The 21,343-nt window shown below is 40.4% G+C and carries 22 protein-coding genes and 1 pseudogene; 16 read left to right on the top strand and 7 right to left on the bottom strand.

Annotated features, from left to right (window positions below; translation table 11 throughout):
* Window positions 1–93: 93 nt before the first annotated feature.
* From C2M30_RS14960 to C2M30_RS14940, 5 genes are all read left to right on the top strand, one after another.
* A complete protein-coding gene (locus C2M30_RS14960) occupies window positions 94–459 on the top strand; it encodes a winged helix-turn-helix transcriptional regulator (protein ID WP_010558351.1) in 366 nt (121 codons plus the stop codon).
* A 182-nt stretch (window positions 460–641) separates the two neighbouring features.
* A complete protein-coding gene (locus C2M30_RS14955) occupies window positions 642–2,513 on the top strand; it encodes a methyl-accepting chemotaxis protein (RefSeq protein WP_100914651.1) in 1,872 nt (623 codons plus the stop codon).
* Window positions 2,514–2,578: 65 nt separating this feature from the next.
* Window positions 2,579–3,709, top strand: coding sequence for a porin (locus C2M30_RS14950; protein ID WP_105172233.1), 1,131 nt, complete (start codon window positions 2,579–2,581; stop codon window positions 3,707–3,709).
* Between the two features lie 6 nt (window positions 3,710–3,715).
* On the top strand, window positions 3,716–4,522 hold the full coding sequence (locus C2M30_RS14945) for a substrate-binding periplasmic protein (RefSeq protein WP_105172232.1): 807 nt from the start codon (window positions 3,716–3,718) through the stop codon (window positions 4,520–4,522).
* Between the two features lie 29 nt (window positions 4,523–4,551).
* Window positions 4,552–4,926, top strand: coding sequence for a hypothetical protein (locus C2M30_RS14940; RefSeq protein WP_105172231.1), 375 nt, complete (start codon window positions 4,552–4,554; stop codon window positions 4,924–4,926).
* Window positions 4,927–5,002: 76 nt separating this feature from the next.
* On the opposite strand, the gene C2M30_RS14935 is transcribed toward C2M30_RS14940, so the two are convergent.
* The 4 genes from C2M30_RS14935 to C2M30_RS14920 all read right to left on the bottom strand — a co-directional run bounded on the left by C2M30_RS14935 (window position 5,003) and on the right by C2M30_RS14920 (window position 8,602).
* A complete protein-coding gene (locus C2M30_RS14935; RefSeq protein ID WP_105172230.1) occupies window positions 5,003–5,938 on the bottom strand; it encodes a GTP-binding protein in 936 nt (311 codons plus the stop codon).
* Window positions 5,939–6,054: 116 nt separating this feature from the next.
* The gene (locus C2M30_RS14930; protein WP_105172229.1) at window positions 6,055–6,720 is read right to left on the bottom strand and encodes a DUF1826 domain-containing protein; all 666 of its coding nucleotides are present in this window, start codon (window positions 6,718–6,720) and stop codon (window positions 6,055–6,057) included.
* A gap of 71 nt (window positions 6,721–6,791) precedes the next feature.
* On the bottom strand, window positions 6,792–8,120 hold the full coding sequence (locus C2M30_RS14925; protein WP_105172228.1) for a dihydroorotase: 1,329 nt from the start codon (window positions 8,118–8,120) through the stop codon (window positions 6,792–6,794).
* Window positions 8,121–8,152: 32 nt separating this feature from the next.
* On the bottom strand, window positions 8,153–8,602 hold the full coding sequence (locus tag C2M30_RS14920) for a Fur family transcriptional regulator (protein ID WP_010558343.1): 450 nt from the start codon (window positions 8,600–8,602) through the stop codon (window positions 8,153–8,155).
* Window positions 8,603–8,735: 133 nt separating this feature from the next.
* Here C2M30_RS14920 and C2M30_RS14915 point away from each other — a divergent pair, with 133 nt between their 5' ends.
* The 6 genes and pseudogenes from C2M30_RS14915 (at window position 8,736) to C2M30_RS14890 (ending at window position 14,690) form a co-directional block, all read left to right on the top strand.
* Window positions 8,736–10,136, top strand: coding sequence for an alkaline phosphatase PhoX (locus C2M30_RS14915; protein ID WP_105172227.1), 1,401 nt, complete (start codon window positions 8,736–8,738; stop codon window positions 10,134–10,136).
* Window positions 10,137–10,213: 77 nt separating this feature from the next.
* Window positions 10,214–10,959, top strand: a pseudogene (gene bla, locus C2M30_RS22165) (subclass B1 metallo-beta-lactamase).
* A 521-nt stretch (window positions 10,960–11,480) separates the two neighbouring features.
* Window positions 11,481–12,071: a hypothetical protein gene (locus C2M30_RS14905; protein WP_105172226.1), complete on the top strand. Its 591-nt coding sequence runs from the start codon at window positions 11,481–11,483 to the stop codon at window positions 12,069–12,071.
* A gap of 77 nt (window positions 12,072–12,148) precedes the next feature.
* Entirely contained in the window at window positions 12,149–13,066 is a 918-nt protein-coding gene (locus tag C2M30_RS14900; protein WP_105172225.1) for a hypothetical protein, read from the top strand.
* 113 nt (window positions 13,067–13,179) lie between these two features.
* Window positions 13,180–13,653, top strand: a complete 474-nt coding sequence (locus C2M30_RS14895) for a hypothetical protein (RefSeq protein ID WP_105172224.1) — start codon at window positions 13,180–13,182, stop codon at window positions 13,651–13,653.
* Between the two features lie 80 nt (window positions 13,654–13,733).
* Window positions 13,734–14,690, top strand: a complete 957-nt coding sequence (locus tag C2M30_RS14890) for a glycerophosphodiester phosphodiesterase family protein (protein WP_105172223.1) — start codon at window positions 13,734–13,736, stop codon at window positions 14,688–14,690.
* Between the two features lie 124 nt (window positions 14,691–14,814).
* Here C2M30_RS14890 and C2M30_RS14885 read toward each other — a convergent pair whose 3' ends face one another.
* Window positions 14,815–15,318 (bottom strand): lactoylglutathione lyase family protein, encoded by a 504-nt coding sequence (locus C2M30_RS14885; RefSeq protein ID WP_010558335.1) that lies wholly within the window; start codon window positions 15,316–15,318, stop codon window positions 14,815–14,817.
* Window positions 15,319–15,420: 102 nt separating this feature from the next.
* Here C2M30_RS14885 and C2M30_RS14880 point away from each other — a divergent pair, with 102 nt between their 5' ends.
* Entirely contained in the window at window positions 15,421–16,326 is a 906-nt protein-coding gene (locus tag C2M30_RS14880; protein WP_105172222.1) for a LysR family transcriptional regulator, read from the top strand.
* On the opposite strand, the gene C2M30_RS14875 is transcribed toward C2M30_RS14880, so the two are convergent.
* A complete protein-coding gene (locus tag C2M30_RS14875; protein ID WP_105172221.1) occupies window positions 16,315–16,929 on the bottom strand; it encodes a LysE family translocator in 615 nt (204 codons plus the stop codon). The two genes, C2M30_RS14880 and C2M30_RS14875, sit on opposite strands and share 12 nt — an antisense overlap.
* 9 nt (window positions 16,930–16,938) lie before the next feature.
* A complete protein-coding gene (locus tag C2M30_RS14870) occupies window positions 16,939–17,274 on the bottom strand; it encodes a DUF2834 domain-containing protein (protein WP_105172973.1) in 336 nt (111 codons plus the stop codon).
* Window positions 17,275–17,504: 230 nt separating this feature from the next.
* Between C2M30_RS14870 and C2M30_RS14865 the strand changes: the two genes are divergently transcribed.
* From C2M30_RS14865 to C2M30_RS14850, 4 genes are all read left to right on the top strand, one after another.
* Window positions 17,505–18,209, top strand: coding sequence for a spondin domain-containing protein (locus C2M30_RS14865; RefSeq protein ID WP_105172220.1), 705 nt, complete (start codon window positions 17,505–17,507; stop codon window positions 18,207–18,209).
* Between the two features lie 12 nt (window positions 18,210–18,221).
* Window positions 18,222–18,929, top strand: coding sequence for a spondin domain-containing protein (locus C2M30_RS14860; protein WP_105172219.1), 708 nt, complete (start codon window positions 18,222–18,224; stop codon window positions 18,927–18,929).
* Window positions 18,930–19,071: 142 nt separating this feature from the next.
* Window positions 19,072–19,809, top strand: a complete 738-nt coding sequence (locus C2M30_RS14855; RefSeq protein ID WP_442792812.1) for a response regulator transcription factor — start codon at window positions 19,072–19,074, stop codon at window positions 19,807–19,809.
* The gene (locus tag C2M30_RS14850) at window positions 19,806–21,281 is read left to right on the top strand and encodes a sensor histidine kinase (protein WP_105172218.1); all 1,476 of its coding nucleotides are present in this window, start codon (window positions 19,806–19,808) and stop codon (window positions 21,279–21,281) included. The genes C2M30_RS14855 and C2M30_RS14850 overlap by 4 nt, the downstream gene beginning before the upstream one ends.
* The last annotated feature ends 62 nt before the right edge of the window (window positions 21,282–21,343 follow it).

Below are 21,343 nucleotides of genomic sequence, written 5' to 3'. Positions count from 1 at the left end.
ATCAAAAATGTATATGAGGTATATTTTAGTAACCTAGTATGCTAATTCAATTAGTATACTTTTAGTAACCTAGTATTTAGAGGCATATTTTTAATGGAAAGTTATGTAAAAACAGATGCTAAGGGCAGGAAAAAAGTTTTTAACGTGTGTGATGAACCGTGCGCAATTGAAAAAGGTATGCGTTTAATTGGTGGTAAATGGAAAGGCTCAATTATCTATCATTTAAAAGACGAGCCTGTGCGTTTTAACGATTTAGTAAGAATGTTAGGTGGCGCAACTAAAAAAATGGTTGATCAACGCTTAAAAGAACTTGAACAAGAGGGCATGGTACTGCGTAAAGTCATTAATGAGCGACCAGTAGCTGTAACTTACGAATTAACAGAATTTGGCCGCTCTGCGCTTGATATTTTAGAGTCGCTGAGACAGTGGTCTGAATCACATAATTTAGTCATTAAATAAGACTAACCATCAATGCCTAACGGGTTTTTAGGCAGGTTATTAAGGCATACCATTATCCATTAATGCGCAGGAAAAATGTAAATTTATCAACTAATGTTAAAGACATCTCATAAAAAGAGGCTAAGCAACCCACTTGCTTAGACGCTTTTTAGTTATGTAGCAAACATTAGGTTGAGAATGTTATGAAATTTGTTCATAAGGTTGCAATTGCATCTTCACTGTTACTGATTATCACCATTGCCTTTCTTGGCACCATTCAATTTTTCACTGTTAAATCAAAACTTCAAACAACCATCGAAGAGAGCATTGAAGACATTGTGCACGGTGTTAAAAATACTGTTTCGTCAGAGCTTGGTGGTAAAAAAGCAATTGCCAGTTATGCTACATCGCTTGCACAACTAGACCCCTCTCATCAGCACATTACCGATGTCATTCGTATTCCTGAAATTAAACAAGAGTTTTTACTGATTGGCGGCGGCTATGAATCTGATGGTTCAAACTTTAAAAGTGACCCTGATTGGGAGCCAGGAGCTGGTTGGGACCCAAGAGTAAGACCTTGGTATGTAAAAGCAAAAAATGAAAGGCAACTGATTATTACCGAACCTTATGCGGATTCGGCTACAGGTGAAATACTGATTTCCGTTGCCACTCCGCTGATTAAAGCGAACGAATTTATTGGCGCGATCTTTTTTGATTTGAGTCTGTCTGGTTTATCGGATTTGGTTAATCGCGTGCAATTATTTGATGCAGGTTACATTTTTATTGTGTCTGAAAGTGGTGTGGTAATCGCCCACCCTGATGCCAGTAAAAATGGCAAAAATATGAGTGAGTTTTTACCAAATTCTCGTATTCAGGTTAATAACATTGAACACCCAATCGTTGATGGCGAAGAGTTTAACCTAAGGTTTGCCAAAATTCCTGATCAAGATTGGTACATAGGCGTGCTACTCAACGAAAAAATTGCCTACAAAGCGGTTACTGATATGCGTAACCAAGTTGTCATTTTTAGTATTATTGCCTTAATTGTAAGCGTGTTAGTGCTGCAGTTTATAATGAAAAAATTATTGACGCCGCTTAATGCACTAAACAGTGCGATAGAGAATATCGCAACTGGCGAAGGGGACTTAACAAGACGGCTATCTACCGATACTGATCAAGAATTTGCTGAATTGGCCACCGGATTTAACCTGTTTAAAGAAAACCTTAGAGAGCAAATTAAGCTGTTAAAGTCGACTGGCGATGATGTTCTAAGCAGTATGAGAGTATCACAACAAGGCGTACACGATTCGAATGCTGCGGTATCGACGCAGTTGCAAGAAATTGATTTGCTTGCCACCGCGATGAATCAAATGACGGTAACCGCTTCCGAGGTTGCCAATAATGCGCAAAGTGCGGCCGAAGCCACGAAAGAAGCTGATAACGCCACCCAAACAGGCGTGCAAATCGTAGAACAAACAACCTCATTGATTGATACATTATCGACGCGCATTGAGCATGCGGTTGGTAATGTCGAAATTTTAGAAAATGCGACCCATAACATTGAAACCATTTTGCAGGTGATCAACGAGATTGCTGAACAAACTAACTTGCTTGCGCTTAATGCCGCAATTGAAGCTGCAAGGGCAGGTGAACAGGGGCGGGGTTTTGCCGTTGTGGCAGATGAAGTTCGCACACTCGCCTCTCGTACACAAGATTCCACAACTGAAATTCGCGCCATGATTGATCAATTGCAATCGGGCGTAAAAACGGTTGTAGAAGCGATGAAAGTAAGCCAAGGCGCTGCACAAGAAACCGTTGAACAAGCAAAAAGCACACAGCAAGCACTCGATAGAATTTGCGCTGCAATTAATTTAATTAATGACATGAATACGCAAATAGCATCAGCGGCCGAAGAGCAAAGTTCGGTGTCGGAAGAAATTAATGAAAACACCGTTAGGATCCGAGATATTTCCGTCAATGTTTCTAATTATGCACACCAAACTAGCGAATCAATTGAATTGCAGGCCAATAGTATTCAAGAGCAAAAGCAAATATTAGACCGCTTTAAGGTGTAACGGACAATCGCCTGTTTAATCAATGGACAGTAGTTTAGTCAGTTAGCCATAGTGAGGATACACCGATGAAACGCTTTAACTTACTGCTTTGTGCACCGTTACTTTTTGCTCATGTTGCACATGCCAATAACAGCCAAACAAATGAAATTGAGCTTATAAAACAGCAGTTACTTGAGCTGCAAAAACGTTTGACAGATTTAGAGGCGAAAGCCAGCCAACAAGGCGCAACGAAAAAAAACGATATGCCAGAAAGCCCAGAGGTTTTACAGCCGAAGAAGCGCGAAGATGGCAGTATTAAGCTGTATGCGACGTTGCGGCCAACTTACGGTTATATTGAAGACCAAAACGATGACTTTTGGGATATTCAGGATGCGTTGTCTCATGCTGGATTTAAATCTACCTATCAATTTAAACCCGGTTGGCAGGCAATTGCTCACGGTGAGTGGAGTATTGACCTTGGTAACAATGGTGATTTTGGCAAGGCCAGACAAGTATATGTAGCGCTAGATTCGCCAATCGGCCAGTTTGGTCTTGGTAAACAAAGACCGGTGCAATACACCTTAATTGCGGAATATGTGGATATTTTTAACCATCGCAGTAGCCCCTTTGCTTACGATGTTGAAAGCCCATTTTTTGTTAATAACCTTGTCACTTATGAAAATCAAATCAGTGATTTTAAGTTTATGGTAGGTGGACAGTTTGACGGTGACAGTGGCGATGATTTTGCCGACTTTATTAATACCGGTTTAGGTTATAGCCGAGATGGATTGCATTTAGCGTTAACTTATTCAAGACAGAATGATTATAACCAGCAACAACTTAAAATTGGTAAAACTGAAGTGGTAGCGGGCATGGCAGCGCTTGATATTAGCGACAATCTTTATGCAGCAATTGCATATCAAGATGTTGATTATCAGCGTGTTAACTCAAGAAGCGGCGCTACGCTCGATGTATCACTTGCTTATCGTTTTCATCCTTTATATCGCGCTAAATTGGGCTTCTTTGATTTCGACGATGGAAATTCAAAACTTGAAACTAAAAGCCATCAAGGAGCCAACTTAACATTTGAGTGGCTGCCAAGCGATAATCTACGCTTTCATTTAGAATATTTAACGAAAGACTTTGATGCCTTGAACGATACTCAGTCAATTTCGGTAGGCTTTCGCTATGATTACTCTCAGCAGTGGGCGCATTAAAACCACATGATAATTAAGTACTATTTACGTTTGCGCCCATTAGTTGCATTGAGTTTTCTGCTTTTTTGCAGTGCCCATTTATTTGCAGTAGATAGTCAAGAAGTACGCATTTTAGTTGATGATGATTACCCGCCTTACAGCTACATTGAAAATGGCAAAGTCAAAGGCATCTATATCGACTTTATACGCCAAGTGAGCCGTGAACTTGCACCTAATTATCATATTCGTTTTTTGCCACTGCCATGGAAGCGTGCATTAATGCTTGTGGAACAAGGTAAAGAACTTGCCATTTTGCCCCCTTATAAACACCCTGAAACACGCCCCTTTATTTCTCATTATTCGGAAAAAATTGGATTAGAAGAAGTCGTAGTGTTGTGCCATAAAAATGTGCGATTAGTTGATTATTTTTCTCAAAATAAAAACTCAAAGCCGCTTAGTTTAGGCATTAATGCGGGTTATATACTGCTCAATGATAAATATTCTAAAGCAGTTAAACAGGGCACAATTTTGCTAGAAAGCAATAAGAGCACTGAGCATAATGTTGAAAAATTACTGAAACGGCGAATTGATTGTTATATAAATGATAAAACATCAACCTTGTTGGTGTTAAAAGATGCGTTAGCGCAAAATGATATGCCGAATAATGCCGATTTTATTGTTATGGAAACCATTTCTTCCCAATCTGCACATATTGGCTTTTCAAAAGAATATGTGAAGCATTTTACTGATTTTGAGTTGTTTTTGGCTGAGCTAAATAACGCCATTAAACAGATATCTAATCAGCAGCGAACGACTGACTCAGTTGATCAGTAAACTTAATCTATAAAGTGGTACATAAGGATATGACGTTTCTACTCTACATTTCTGCTTGTTTACTGTTACTGGTATCGTTTGCACACTCTTACCTTGGTGAGCGTTACATTCTGATAAGGTTGTTTAAGCGAGATAATTTACCTAAGCTTTTTGGTAACGATGATTTTACCAAACGCACATTGCGTTTTGCTTGGCATTTAACCTCGGTAACTTGGGTTGGTTTTGCCGCGATTTTGTTGACACTTGCAGAGCCAAACCCTAGTAAAGTTGCGCTGCTTTATATTATTGCAGTGACGTTTGCTATTCATTTTATCGTTGCATTAGTGGGCTCGAAAGCCAAACACTTGTCGTGGATGTTATTTGCGGTAGTTAGTATCTTGAGTGCAGTTGCGGCAAATAGTTAGCGTTGTGTTGTTTTTTGATTAGCAATAAAAATAGCGCTTTACGCGCTATTTTCAATTACCGTAAATTGGCTTTGCGTTAAACGTTACACACCGCCGGTTTTTCCCGTTTTTTTGCTGCGATTAAAGCGTTTTTAATTACTAGCTCCAACAATGCTTTATCGCTTCCTGGGCCAATGGTAAGTAATTTTGTTCCGGTGTCAGGTTTTCCGCGATAAGGTCTTACATATACTTCTCCGTCTGGGCAGCGCTCAAAATACACATAATGAGGCTCATCGGCGACAGTGGTACAGCCCTTTATGCGTAAAATGGTGCTAGGCAAAGCATCGCAAATGTCTTTTACGCATAGGTAATCGGGTAAATGTGGTAAATCGGCCGAACTCGATGCCCAATGCGCTTTATGATGCGCTAGTTTTGTTGTTGTGTTGTTCGATGGAGCAACTTCAGGCAGCTGCGCAATATCTAAATCAGCAAAGCTAATAATGTGAGCGCTTGAATTGATCTTTTTGAGCTCGGTTTTAACTTGGTTTACACGATTTTCATCTACTTTATCTTCATGGGTGAGCACTAAAATAGACGAGACTTGGATTTGATTTGCTTCGAGCTCGTTATACTCATCGCGCTTTTGCCAATTGTTTACATCAACCACTGAAATTTGAATCGGCGGTAAAAAGCGCTCGTTAATACCAACGCCTAAAAATCCCATTAATGAGCATGCGTCGGTTGTGCCGTTTGCTTCAATAAAGGTAATGCCGTTAGTGCGCTTAGGAATGCGATTAACGCTGTCGCGCAGCTCTGAAATACCGCTGCAGCAAATGCAGCTGCCACTTAAGGCTTTTAACCACTGTTTGTCTAGTTTATCGCTAAGCTGAGCGATATCTAACTCGGCAGTTTCATAGTCGTTAAGCACAATAAACGGCTGCCAAAATTGCGCAAGTGCATTATCGACTAGCTTTTTAAGTAAGGTTGTTTTGCCGGCTCCTAAAAAACCAACAATAACTATAATTGCTTCCATAAAATTCTCTTGATGAAATGTGAAACGGTATTAATACCTTGTCATAATGATTAACGCTAAACGCTAATTTTTAGCTGAGCTGGGCGCGTTAAATCTGCCGTTTTGGCAGGGCAGCGCTAATCGATAAAATCGAGTGTGATTACCAGACGTTTTTCATTGTTTGCAACGTGAGGTGAACGATGAACAAGTGCCGCATCTTGATTATTTTGCCAGCCTGAACCTTTTAGCAATGCCACATCACCAGATTGCATTTGTTGTATGGCATTTTCATGCAAATACACGCCAGACTCATCATCGCTTAGGCCAACACTGGCTAAACCTAGCTTAGTGTAATCAACATCTTCAAAAGCGAGCCATTCAGTCGCAGGCCCGCCCAAGGTTGAAACCAATCGACACGGGATTTTGTCAACGTGGAATTTGGGACACATTGCTTTATCAAGTAACGTTAGGCGCAGCCCAGCACGTTTCAATTCAAATAAGGTACAAAACATATCGAGCAATATTTGAATATGCTGACAAAGTGCTGTTTTATCCGCAAGGGCGTGATTTTCCAATAATTGCGCCATAATGTTGTCTGGTGTTGCCGCCAGTACCATATTTAAGTGTTCGCTACTTTGGCGCAAATCATTTGTTTGTTGTGTTGCGAGTTCGCTCAATTCGTTTTGCCAAATCGCTATGTTTACGTCGTCTTGATAAATATCCGCAAGGATATTTGGTTGTTCAGAAATGGCAGCGCGGCGGTAAAGCGCGGTGTTGTTTTCTAAAATGGCGTGATTACTCATAAGTTGCCCCTGTTAAGTCGGTTTATTTGCTAAAAATCGCGTGCCATAGGCATGACAAATAGACGCTACATTTAGCGGTTAAAAATTAGCGGCATTGCGCTGGTGGTGTCGTCAATAATGTCGCCATGGTTGTAAACGCATTGACCATTTACAAAGGTGTAGCGAATGCTGTATGAAAATTGATGCCCAGCAAATGGTGACCATGCACAGTGATAATGGGTATTGTCGTGTGTTACCGCTTCACTCGCGTTATTACTTACCACGGTTAGGTCGGCAAAGTAGCCTTCGCGGATAAAACCGCGTTCATTTATTTTGAAGCGTTTAGCTGGGTTATGAGCTGTTTTTTCAACAACTTGCTCAATAGTTAATGTGCCGCGTTTTACTTGGTCAAATAAACTCAGCAGAGCATGTTGCACCAGTGGTAATCCTGCAGGTGCGTCACTATAGGGTACTTGTTTTTCTTGCCATGTATGCGGTGCATGATCGGTGGCAATAATGTCTATTCGGCCATCGTTTAACGCATTTAACAAGGCGAGGCGATCATACTCTGATTTAATCGCTGGATTACACTTAATTAAATTGCCAAGGCGAGTGTAATCATCTTGATTAAACCATAAATGATGAACACAGGCTTCTGCGGTAATGTGTTTGTTATCAATAGGGCCAGCTTCAAATAGCGTCAGCTCTTTGGCTGTTGTGATATGCAGCACATGCAAGTCGCTACTATATTTTTTCGCCAAATTCACAGCGTAAGAAGACGAGGCATAACAAGCTTCAACATCGCGAATAATCGGATGATCGTGAATCGTTAGCGGTCTATTTGCTAATCCTTTTAAATTGTTGGCAATAATATCGCCCTTCTCACAATGTGTGGCGATAAGTGTTGGGCATTCTTTAAAAATTGCTTCAAGCGCAGCTGGGTGCTCTACTAATAAATCACCTGTTGATGCACCCATAAACACTTTTACACCACATACTGTTTTTGGGTCACACGCCTTAATTTGATCAAGGTTGTCAGGAGTCGCACCTAAGTAAAATGCGTAATTTGCCAGTGAATTGGCTGCGGCAATATCGCGTTTATGCCTTAAAGCCGCATGATTTGTGGTTGCAGGATTTACATTGGGCATTTCCATATAACTTGTAATACCGCCCGCTACCGCAGCGCGCGATTCGCTAGCGATATTTGCTTTCCACTCAAGGCCTGGTTCGCGAAAATGAACTTGATCATCAATCATCCCCGGAAGTAACCAATCACCTTGTAAATCGATGACTTGTTCGTTTGGCTGTGCATTAAGGTGTTTTTCGATACGTTCTATACGGCCTTTATTTATTCGTAAGTCGGCTTCAAATATGCTGTTTTCATTAACAATTTTGGCATTTTTTAAAAGAGTTAAATTCATTTATATTCCGCAAAAGTGTCAGTATTAAAGGGTCAAGACGAACATGCTTGGCAAATGCCTTGAAATTCGTATTGAGGTGATTTGAGTTGAAATCCGTGTTTTGCAATATGCTCACTTAATTCATTTGTGATGGTGTGTGGAATATGGATTTCGGTGACTTTTTGACACACATTACAAATTAAAAATTGGCTGTGAGGGTGATGTGATTGGCACTCTAAATGGGCACAGGCAATGTATTTGTTTACAAGGTCGAGCTTATGAACAAGGTTAACCGAAACGAGTAAATCGAGCGTGCGGTAAATTGACACTACAGGAATAGACAGCGAGAAATCGTTCTCACAAAAATGTGCTAATTCGTAAGGTGAAAGCGCCCGATTAGCCAGCACTAAGGTATGGAAAATTTCCATGCGTTTTTGTGTTGCTTTTACACCTGCGAGTTTGAACCGCTTTTTCAGTTCGGCTTCCTTTTCAATTGATAACATTTTCGCCCCTGTTATGAATTTGTGAAATGTTATAATATAACAAAATAAACCAAAGGCAACATACACAGCGATTTAATGAAAATGTCGTCTATATGGGGTAGGCTAAAATTTATAACAAAAGGAGGCTTTTATAATGGTTTCACGCAGACAATTTACTAAAAATACCGTGACATTAGCGTTTATGGGGTTGAGCAGTAGTTTACTTGGCTGTGCAATTTCGCCGTCGAGTAATTCAAACCGTGCTAGCACCCCCAATGTACGCGGTTATGGTGATTTAGTTGAAGATCCAAAAGGGTTAATTGATCTGCCAAAAGGATTTAGTTACCGCGTTATATCTTCTTTGAATAATGAAATGAGTGATGGTTTAACAGTACCCGATCGCGCCGATGGTATGGGCTGTTTTGCACTTGATGAAAATCGGGTTGTGCTTGTGCGCAATCATGAATTAAGCCCAAAGCATTTAGATGATGCATCAAATGAGATTAAACATCACGTAAGCGACCTTGCTTATGACTCGCAACATGGCAAAGTTGCACTCCCCGGAGGGACCACCCACATCATTTACAATTTGCGTACGCAGAAAGTAGAGCGTGAGTTTTACAGTTTAGTTGGCACGATTCGAAATTGTGCGGGTGGCACAACGCCTTGGGGAAGTTGGCTAACGTGTGAAGAGTCGGTGGCGACCCCCGATGGTGAAATAAATAAATCTCATGGTTATGTATTTGAGGTGCCGGCAACTGCTACGGGTTTGGTTGAGGCACAGCCACTTCGCGCTATGGGCCGTTTTAATCATGAAGCGGCTGCAGTTGATCCGCGTACAGGCATTGTCTACCTCACAGAGGATAGAGGCGATAGTTTGTTTTATCGCTTTATTCCTAAAGTAAAAGAAAAATTGCACTTAGGTGGTCAATTACAAGCACTTGTTTTTAAACACAGCAAACAGTTCGATACACGCAATTGGCAGTTAACCACTTTACCACTTGCAAAGTGGTTTGAGGTGGAGTGGATAAACCTTGATAACCCTGAAAGCCCAGAAGATGATCTGCGCAAACGCGGTTATGAAGCGGGTGCAGCGGTTTTTGCTCGTGGTGAAGGCATTCATTTTGGGGAAAACGAACTTTATTTTTGCTGCACCAATGGTGGTACAAAGCAGCTTGGTCAAATAATGCGATATCAACCGTCAGCTTTTGAAGGCACGGATAACGAGGCAGAGCACCCCGCGTTATTACAGCTGTTTTTAGAAAGTAGCGATAAATCACTATATAACTTTGGCGATAACTTAACAGTGATGCCAAATAGCCATTTATTGGTATGTGAAGACCAATATAGTTTATTTCCTGATAACTATTTACGCGGTGTAACGCCAAGTGGGGCGGTTTATCCATTTGCCAAAATAAATATTAATACAGAGCCTGCAGGGGCGTGTTTTTCGCCAAATGGTGAGGTGTTATTTGTTAATTTGTATTCGCCTACGCGCACATTGGCAATTACGGGTCCTTGGCAAAACTTTATAAATGAAGCAACCGAAACATAAACTGTTAACAACATAAGTTGACCTTTGGTGTTTGTTTTTGCAAGGTAATACCTTTATTTCTCGTTACTGGTTTTTACATGTTTAGTTCAATTAATGCGCTGGGTAAATTTACCCTATATGTGCTTTTTATTATTAGCTTTAATCTTAACGCCGCGGATCCGAAATTAACGATAAAGCCAATACAAAATGGGGTTTATGAGCATATTTCCTATCAGCACGTTGGTCAGTGGGGAAATGTTGCTGCTCGCGGGTTAGTTGTTGTTGACGATAAAGAGGCTTACATGATTGATACGCCTTGGTCGAACAGTGACACTGAAAAGCTGATTAATTGGACAAACGAGCAAGGCTTTACGCTGAAAGCCGCTGTTGTGACGCATTTTCATCAAGATGCAAGTGGTGGGTTGAGCGCACTAAACCAGCGAAATATTCCAACTTATGCCTATAAAAAAACGAATCAATTATTGGAAAAGCATAAAGGGCTGTCGCAACACATATTATTGAAGAGGATAAGTTTTCACTGCTCAAAGATAAAATAGAGGTATTTTATCCGGGTGGCGGGCATACTGCTGATAATGTTGTGGTATGGCTTGAAAAGCCACAAATTCTCTTTGCAGGCTGTTTTGTAAAGGGGCTTAACAGTAAAAATTTAGGCAACCTTGAAGATGCGCGTGTTTCAAAGTGGCCAACATCAATTGAAAATACGCTCACTGCGTATCCGAATATCAAGCATGTATTTCCGGGGCACGGCCGCGCTGGCGATAAATCGTTATTACTTCATACCGCCAAACTAGCCAAAAACTACTTGGCAGAGCAAAACAAATAAACGGTTCAAAGGTAATAATTTAAGCGCACTAAGGTGCGCTTTTTATATTTGCCAGCAAGTCATTAACTAGTTCTTCTCGATCGTTTTTTATACGCGTTAAAAGCTAGCCGAACTTAGTTCGTTTCAAGACGCTATTTACTCATACCTTGCTCGACTCGCTACGCTTACTGTCTCGTATTATTCATTTAAGCAATAGTCTCAGGTTTGATTTAAGGGGGAAGCTTTTCTCAGTAAAAACCTTCAATGCCACAATTGAGTGATTAGCGGTCATTAGAAATTTATTTTTAGGCATTGATATTATGTTCAGTTGCTATGAGTTTCTCCTATAGTCAGGAAAACAATCCATTTGGTCGTTTTCATCCTTTTCATAATTTCTATAATGATTAAAAGTATATCTGTAGCAACAAGTTAGTAAGTGTGATAGATCTGGTACAATGATAAAAATAACCCATGGCTCGGTAGAAAAACGACTCATTGGGTCGATATTAAATTGTTATAACCCTAGGTAATCACGAGACATTATGGGATATCGAGTTTCATCTTTAAATAAAATACCAAAAGTACCGGGTATTGAATTCTATTTATATGTCGTTGGTGATATTAGTTGGAAAACAGGGTTTACCAAAGCATTGATGGATAACTTTGATACGTTGGCAAAACAGTTAGGTGAGAAAGGTGCTGTTATTGCACTACATGAAGGTATGGATTTAACTGAAGACCTTTCTGAATGTGTTAATGCTCTAGCATATAAAAACAATGACATTAGAGATATGCTTTCTACTGGTAAAGGGCTTGGTTTGTTGTTTACCTCTGCTCACCCAAATGATTTAACAGCAAAAGACATTATTCTCTATTCTCCAGTGGAGATGATAGACAAGCACTTTAATACACTTGAGCAGTTTTTTGGTGAACTATGTGCTTATGTGGAAAACGGTGATACAGACTTTATCAATAAATTTACTGAGTCAAGAAGTGGAATGGTTGCAGAAACAGTTGAGTTAATAGATCTAAATCCGAACTTTTTTGGTATTGGTGTAAACTTAAATCCTTTAAAAAGTAAAGCAGTAGGCTGGATGAAATCGGGTTATAACAAGGCATTAAAACGGAACTAAAACAGTTGGTTAGGTTTCGATTCGCTACACATTTTAATCAACAATTTTAGTCCGCTTAATGAAGCGCTAGCACTTCAATGGAGTTTGTATCTGCTATGTATAAAAAGTCATTGGACGTTATCTGCTTAGGGAACATCAAAGAAGCCGCATTGTATTTTGACAGAGTAATTCCTGTTCAATGCAATGCTTTAAAACATAATGACGAAGGTCCTTACGTTACATTGCCAGAAGAAGTTCCTATCAGAGTCGCAACTGACTTAATTTATGGGGATAATGTACCCGATTATAAAATTTTAGAGTTTATGACTGAGAAATGGTCACCATTTGTTAGTGAATTGCATAAAGAGTTTGATGGAAAACTATCAAGATATAATGTGGACGACTATCGCGCATTATATGAAAAAAGTGAAATTGGGCTTACAGGAGCTTCTATAAGAAGCCACTTTTTAAACTTTGCGAATACTTTAGGTGTGCAAAAACCAACGATTCTTCTTAAAGAAAATAGTGAAAGCTGTGATTTTGAAACAGCCTATTTAAACGTAAGCATGAAAGGTATTGATCTAATTGATGCGTCTAATGCTTCGTGGGATCAAATCATGGAACTTCGTATGGACACTGAAGCTCATAAATCTTTAAGAAATTTGAGGCTATTTATACACGAAAATTACCTAGGAAAGCCATCAAGTTATATATTCGATGATTTGAGCAGACGACTGGATATGTATTCAGATGTTAGTAAAAAACATGGTTTTGAATTAACAACATCGGTTTTAAGTGTTTTGCTTGATTCCAAAAATATTCAAGCATCTTTAGCGGCTGGGTTAGCCGCTAGTTTCTTTGGTGGTGCTGAACTTGCTATTGGTGCTGCCTGTGCTGTAGAACTGGGCAAAGGCTCTTTGGAGCTTGCTAAAAAATATCACCCGATAAAGAGTTTTAAACAAAACCACGAGCTTGCATATTTAATTAATGCACAAAACGTTGGAGAAAAGTGCTAATAAGGCGTTTAAACGGAACTAAAACAGTTGGTTAGGTTCCGCTTCGCTTCACATTTTAGCAAGCTATTATCAGCCCCTGATTGGGCCGTTATGGCTATAGGTAAATATTAATTATGGACGCAGTATTACCAAGGGAACGCAATTACATTCAGATCTTCATGGCATCCTTAGCGCCTCTTCCAGTTGTATTGTTTATGGCAGCCCAAGCTAAAGGCTTAGGGGCATTTATGCTCATTGTTATCCTAGTCGTTATGTTGGCTTCATTTGTATTTTGGTTTAAAAATGGTACAAAGCCATCAGCCTGGATTAAAGCCGGTACTTTGTATATTCGTGATGGCGCTTTCAGTGAAATCAGAATTCCGAGTAACAAAGTCCAATCTATGCGTTACGAGTCTCACCACTTTCAGTACATATCAAAAGGGCGCACCGGTGAAACCGTGCCGATGCATAAGCTATTCGTCAAAATGGAAGGGTTCCAAGAGTGGGAAGTTCCTATTAAGGACATGGTTGAGCTAGGAGCTGAATTAAGGCTGTATAAGTTTATTAAAGACAATTTTTACGATGTTGCTTTGGCTAAAAAGCCCTAACAAACGCATCAATTCGCGCCCCGCATGCGGGAGTTTGCTTTCATCGACCATCGACTATCGATCAAGGATTCAGGTAATAAATGTTTATAAAAATAGTTAAGACGTTTTTGATTTGTCTGTTTTGCATAATTACTCTAGGAGTGTTTAATGCTTATGTGTTCGTTCCAGACCTACAGCGACATGGCGAGATTGTGGCCTATCGAGGGGGTGGAAGTGCAGTTAACTATGAAAAATTAAAAAAAACTGGCTGTACCTCCCTTTCAATAAACGCATCAAAGGTCAATTCAGTGGAGAACACACTAGAAGCTGTCGCGTCTTCCGTTGCAGCGGGGGCTAACGTAATTCATCTAAATGTTCACAGAACGCGTGATGACCAACTGGTTGTTTTTCATGACTGGACGTTAGATTGTGCTACAAATGGGTCTGGGCCAGTACATAAAACATCGTTTGAGCAGTTGAAAAATCTTGATGCAGGATATGGATATACGTTTGATGATGGTGCGACTTTCCCATTTAGAGGAAAAGGTTTTAGGATTTCCAAGTTAGAGGCGTTTTACGAACGGTATCCAAAGCATGAGTTTTGGTTAAACCTAAAGAATAACGACACACGTTCATTCGAAACTCTATATGATTATTTAGCTGGAAAAAAATCTAACCATATTGTAATTACCTCTTCAAAAGGTATGGAGTGGTTTCGAAACAAGGATTCATCTTTACGGTTAGCAAGCGTTGGTAGTGTAAAGAGTTGCGGAATAAATTATCTTTTAGTTGGTTGGGCTGGACTAGTTCCCGAGTCCTGTAGGAACACCATTCTTTTCATACCTCCCTCAATGACAAAGTTTTTTTGGGGCTATCCTGAACGCCTCGCATCAAGATTACAGAGCTATGGTTCGGATGTTTATCTTTGGTCTCGACATGAATCGATTACTCAATCCTACGATGACGCTGTCGCATCGGGTGTTGGAGTTATCACGAGTGATCTTGATTTTATTCGCGCAACACAAGCTAACAAACGCGTCAATCAAGACGCCCGCTAGCTCAAACCTATTAAGGCATTACTACGAATGACATTTGTTGGCACTTAAGCCTTTGACGGCGACTGTTAAAGGGGTTGATTACTTAACCAACTGTTAAATAATCAGCCTAGCAGGAATGTAACAGTTAGTTATAGGCACCACTTGCATAGTGTAATTCGTAACTGTGGCTGTATATTTCTAAGATATTGCCAAATGGGTCTTCCATATAAATCATACGGTAAGGTTTTTCACCAGGGTAATAATAGCGTGGTTTTGCCATGCGTTTTTTACCGCCAGCGGCGACAATTTTTTCAGCTAATCCTTCTACATCTGGGTCTTGTACACAAAAGTGGAAAATACCTGTTTTCCAGTATTCAAAGTTATCTTCGGGGTTTTCTTGGTTTTTAAATTCAAATAATTCAACACCAATACGGTCACCAGTAGATAAATGGGCAATGCGAAAACGCTGCCAGCCAGCGCCAAACACATCGGTACACATCTCGCCAATTGGCGAGTCGTCTTCAATAATTTCAGTGGGTTTCATAATTAAATACCAGCCTAACACCTCAGTGTAGAATTTTACTGCGGCTTCTAGGTCAGGTACTGAAATACCAATGTGCGAAAAACTTCTAGGGTATGTGTGTGACATTGTGTTTCCTTTTTTAACAAGAAAAATTACTTGTGCTAAGCCTAGTTAATCAACTAAATTAATTGAAATTATTAAATTTTAGAAAATCTATAATTTAAAATTATGATGTTAAATAACATATGGTTAAAAACCTATATCACCCTAGTTGAGACAAAAAGTTTTACTAAAACCGCAGATTTATTAGCAATGACACAACCGGGTGTAAGCCAGCATTTGCAAAAGTTAGAGAGTTATTGCGGCCAAGCTTTAATAAAGCGCTATGGCAAAGCATTTGAAATTACCGAGCAAGGAAAGTTGGTATATGACTATGCGTTGTTGACGTTTAAGGGGCAGGTTGATTTACTTGAGCAACTTAGCTTTGATGATAAACACAGTGGGGTGTGTCGTATTGCATGCTCTGGCGCAAATGCATTATCTCTGTATGAAAAGCTTATTGCACAACAAGTTAAGTTGCCAAAGCTGGTGTGCGAGCTTGAAATTGCACCAAACGAACGTATTTTAGAGCACATACAACAAGGCTCAATTGATTTAGGCATTGTTAACCACTATTCAGCTGATAAAGGGTTTTCAGCAACACGCTTAAGTCATGAAAAAATTTCTGTGGTGATGGCAAAAGCTTGGCAAGATACGATTACATCGTTTGATGATTTATGCCAACGCGGGTTTATTAACCACCCAGATGGCAAGCACTACCTAAGCATGGTGTTTAATCAACTTGATAAACACCCTAGCAGTATGGAACTTATGCCAGTTAGCGGTTATATCAACCAGCTAAATCAAATCCTGTTACCAGTATCAAAAGGGTTGGGTTTTACCGTTTTACCGCAAGTAGCAATTGCTCATTCACCTTTTAAAGACGTGCTTTGTGAATTTGAATTACCTAAACCAATTTCACAGCCAAGGTATTTAGTTAAAAAATACCAGCGAGACTTACCTGCTCGTTTCGATTTAGTTTTGGATTTGATAAGTGAGCATTTTGACGGTTCATCCGACGTATTATTTAAGTAACTGGGAAATGATCTCGTGCATTACCGGTAATACCGATAACACCAATAAACCAGCCATAGATAAATTAAATATGCGCCTGTGGCTTTGGCTATTGAGTGCGTTTTGCAGCATAGAGCCGAATAATAACCACACACCAACACAGGGAAACGACACAATAAAAAATGTCAGTGAGATAATTAATTGCTGAGTTAATAAGTCGTCACCGCTTGAAGTAAACGCTGCTATGGCACCTGTTGCAACAATCCATGCTTTGGCATTTACCCATTGAAACAGCGCACCTTTCATAAACGAAAAAGGTGTTGCTTGACGGCTTTTTTCAACACCTGAACTGCTACTTGCAATAAGCCAGGCTAAATAAAGTAAATAGCCAACGCCCACGCATTTAATAATGAAATGTAAGGTGGGATAAAAGGCAAAAAGCTGGGCAAAACCAAAGCCTACAACTAGCAACATTAAGCTAAAACCAAGGCAAATCCCTATTAGCAAGGGCAGGCTTTTCTTCACCCCAAAATTCACCCCAGAGGTCATCACCATAATATTGTTAGGACCCGGTGTAACCGATGATGAAATTGCAAAAAGCGTCACTGCCAGTAAATAATCCATGTAAATTCCTTAAAATGACTTTGCGTGAGTTAAGCGCTTATTTTGCTCACGAGTACGCAAATATAAATAAAGTGGTAAACCACATGACACGCCCACACATAATGTGCCCACAAGCGCTAAGTACCAATACGCAACTTTATTTGTTTTTGCATCGACAATAATAAAAACAATTAAAGTAATTGCGGCAATTAACACATCAAGCCAAGCGAATAAACCAATAGGGTTAGCCGTTGCCGCTTCAACAAATAAAGGTATATTTGCGCCATTTTCAATTAGCCAAGGAAGAAACGCGCCATAAGGAATAATGCTGCCTAAAAGTGCTGCTGTGAGATAAAAGTACTTCATATTATGTTGAACATCCATTTCATGTTTTATGCGATAACTAAAATTGGCCAAGGCGTATTTTGCGTTACAGATTAATTTATAGGTTGCCAATGCTCAATTGAACAATTCTTATTCATTTATCGCAAGTTAAAATTTTTTATGAAATCGTGATAATTTTGTGAGATTTCGGTGATGGCATTGAGAACTTTGTTTTTCATAGTGAAAGGGTCAAAAACAACCGAGAACAAATTATGAAGACACAAATCCTTTCACTTTTTGCTACTAGTGCACTGCTTGCTGCTGGCAATGCAAGTGCCGCAGATATAGATGTAAAAATTACTAACTTAACCCAAGGCATTTATTTCACGCCGTTACTTGTTACGGCACACTCTAGCGATGCCATGTTGTATAAATTAGGTGAAGCGGCTTCACCTGAACTGCAAGCAATGGCCGAAGGCGGCAGCTTAGATGGGCTTGTAGCTATGGTAAATGGTATTGGCGCAGATACCATGGCAAACCCAGCGGGTGGTTTACTTGCCCCAGCCATGAGTACCATGACCAACTTAATGACAGCTGACGGAAATACCCAATTATCAATAGTGGGTATGATGCTGCCAACCAATGATGGCTTTGTTGGCCTAAACAGCTGGAGTATTCCAAGCGAAGTGGGTACTTACACAATTTATTTAAATGCCTACGATGCGGGCACTGAAGCCAATAATGAGTTAGTAAAAAATGGATCTGGCGCACCGGGTGAACTTGGTATTCCGGCGTCTCCTGGGGTTGCTCCAGGCGAAAATGGCACAGGCGTTACTACAAGCGAAGAGAATAAAATGATCCATGTTCACCGCGGAAACCTTGGCGATGACAATGCTTCTGGAGGTAGTAGTGACTTACATAACACAGTTCACCGCTGGTTAAACCCAGTTGCGAAAGTAACCGTCACTGTGAAGTAATTGGGGGTCATTATGAGACTTAGTAAAATTTTGATCCCAGCAGCATGTTTAGCGCTTGTTGCCTGCGGTGACGATAACGACAAAATGACGGTTGAGCCACCAGTAATCACGCCGCCAACCACAATGACCTATGAATTTATGGTAACCGCCGTGAATTTAACGCAGGCACAACCCATGTCGCCGCTAGGCAGTGCGTTACATACCTCTGGTCAATTTTGGCAAATTGGTGAAATGGCATCTGAGCCACTTGAAGTACTGGCAGAATCCGGTGATAACTCGGGCCTTTTGGCATTAGATGTGGTGAATGCAAGCACATCAAGTGACGCAGTATTAATGCCGGGGCAAAAAGTTGAACTGATGCTCACAAGCGAGATGCTGGAAGGTCAAAAATTATCATTAATTTCGATGATGGTGAATACAAATGATGGCTTTACCGGTCTTAATGCCATAGATGTTTCTTCAATGAGTGTAGGGGATATGCAGTACTATAAAACCTTTGCTTATGATGCGGGCACAGAAGCCAACTCTGAAGCGCCAGGTACCATACCGGGGCCAGCTGATGGAGGTGAAGGCTTTAACAGTGCACGCGAAGAAATAAATAAAGTTGCGATGCATCCAGGTGTTGTTGGACAAGATGATGGGCTGAGTACTTCGGTATTAACCAGTCTTCACAAATTCGACAATCCGCTATTGGCTGTCACCGTAACACGCGTTAAATAGGCCGGCGATTTGTTTTGCCACGTTGAATAGTGTGCTGCAGTAAACCCGAGTTAGCACTTTAAAACACTGTAGCGCACTTATTTAGTGTACCTTGTTGTTGTCTTCGTCGGCCTATCTTATTTCTATAATAAGCAGAGGTGTGATGATGCAACACTCGGTACTGATTGTTGAAGATGATCACGATATTGCGGGGTTACTGCAAGTTCATTTAAATGAACTTAACTTGCATGTCGATCATGTTACAACTGGTGAAGCGGCACTGGCCCAATTAGCAAAACAAGATTATCAAATTATCTTACTGGATATAATGTTACCCACAGTAGACGGGCTAACCTTATGCCGCGAAATAAAAACCAAAATGCCCGAGGTGAGCGTGGTACTACTCACATCTAAAAGCAGTGAAATGGATCGTATTATCGGCCTAGAAATGGGCGCAGACGACTATATTTGCAAACCGTTTAGTTATCGTGAATTTCAAGCGCGTATCAAAACGCAAATTAGGCACATCCGCTTATTGCAGCAAAGCCAAGCACAAAGCATGCAAAACAGCGAGCAACCGCAGGTGCTTAATTTTGGTGCCCTACACATCGACCCCTTTAGCCATGAAGTGCGTTTTCAAGGGGAAGATTTACCACTTACCGCAACCGAGTTCGACTTAATGGTGTTTTTTGCAAAACACCCTAATCAAGTGTTTTCAAGAAGCCAATTATTAGAGTCAGTTTGGGGCTACGACCATAGCGGTTATGAACATACCGTAAACTCACATATTAACCGGCTGCGAGGCAAGCTCGAAAAGCATGCTAAACAACACGTTATTGAAACGGTTTGGGGCGTTGGTTACAAACTCAATGCTAAGTCTTTGGCTGTTACTGCACTATGAAAAACTCGCTATATACCAAGCTCTCACTTACATTAGCGAGCATTTTCATTCTTACTGCCAGCCTTTTTTTATGGTGGACACAAAACGTATCGCAAGTAAGTCGTGCACAGGCAGAGCAAGCGCTGCACTTGGGTTTGGCCGAACATTTAGCCAATGATAACCCACTGTTAAAACAAGGTGTATACGATTACAAGGCATTAGAGAATCTATTCCATACCTTAATGGTACTTGGCCCTGCGTTTGAGTTTTATTTTGTTGACCCGGGTGGCAAATTACTGACGTTTTCAGCCAAACCAGGGCAAGTTAAACGCCAGTTTATCGATTTAGCGCCACTTGTTACCTTAATTGAAGATCAGTCTAATTTACCCATTTACGGTGATGATCCGCGCAATTTTGACCACAAAAAGATTTTTTCAGTGGCTCCTGTGTATAACGGCGATACCCTACAAGGCTACTTGTACGTGATTATTGGCTCGTCTATTTATGACTCTATATTTGCGTCGATTAAAAGCTCAGAGCAAATTTTAGTAAGCAGTATTTGGTTAGTATTAGGTTTAGGGTTTTTGTTGATTAGCATGCTGGTGGTGTTTCGCACTATTACTAAACCACTTAGAACCTTAAGTAGTTTTATTCAAAAAGTGGATAAAACCGAATTTGATATTTCAGAACTGCCTTTATTAGATTGGCCAAAGCGCCATAATGAAATTCATCAATTAGGTGCGGCGGTCAATCGCATGCTTATCACCATTAATCAACAAATGATGCAGCTTACAGCACTTGATGAGCAGCGCCGAGAACTACTTGCGCATTTATCTCATGACTTACGCACGCCACTTGCCTCGCTGCAAGGCTATTTAGAGTTACTCAACAAAGAAACGCCCAATGCTAATGAAAAAGCCGCGCATTATTTAAAAGTAACACTTAAAAATTGCGGCCAATTAAAAGCCTTGATCGATCAAATTTTTGAACTCGCTCATCTTGAATCCGGCCAAACCAATATTAATCTGGAAGTATTCAACTTAGGTGAGCTGATTTACGATGTCATGGCAAAATTCGCCCTACGCGCGGAAAAAGCAGGCATTCAATTACAAGTGTATCCGAAAGAGTGTGATTTTAGTGTTTATTCAGATATTGCAAAGTTAGAGCGTATTTTAACCAATCTAATCGAAAATGCGCTGCGTCATACTAATCAAGGTGGAACGATTAGTATCAAGGTCGGTTTAGAGTCGCAGCAGTACAAAATTGTTGTTGCCGATACCGGCGTGGGTATTAGCAGCGAAGATTTACCCTATATTTTTGAAGCGCGATACCGTGCAAGTAACAGCCTAGGCTGTAAAAAATCGCACGCAGGGCTAGGACTTGCAATAACAAACCGTTTAATTCAGCTGATTAAATCCGACATTAAAGTAAAAAGTGAACTTGGCAAAGGCACTGAGTTTGCGTTTACCTTGCGCCCCTCCAAACCGGTTTAATATTCATTTGGTATTAGTGGAACACGGATGTTCGCTATTTTTAATTATTTGAACATTTCCTC

This window comes from Pseudoalteromonas sp. T1lg24 (assembly GCF_002964745.1).
Classification (GTDB): domain Bacteria; phylum Pseudomonadota; class Gammaproteobacteria; order Enterobacterales; family Alteromonadaceae; genus Pseudoalteromonas; species Pseudoalteromonas spongiae.
The sequence above is the reverse complement of the archived record's forward strand: the minus strand, read 5'-3'. Positions and strand labels throughout refer to the sequence as shown.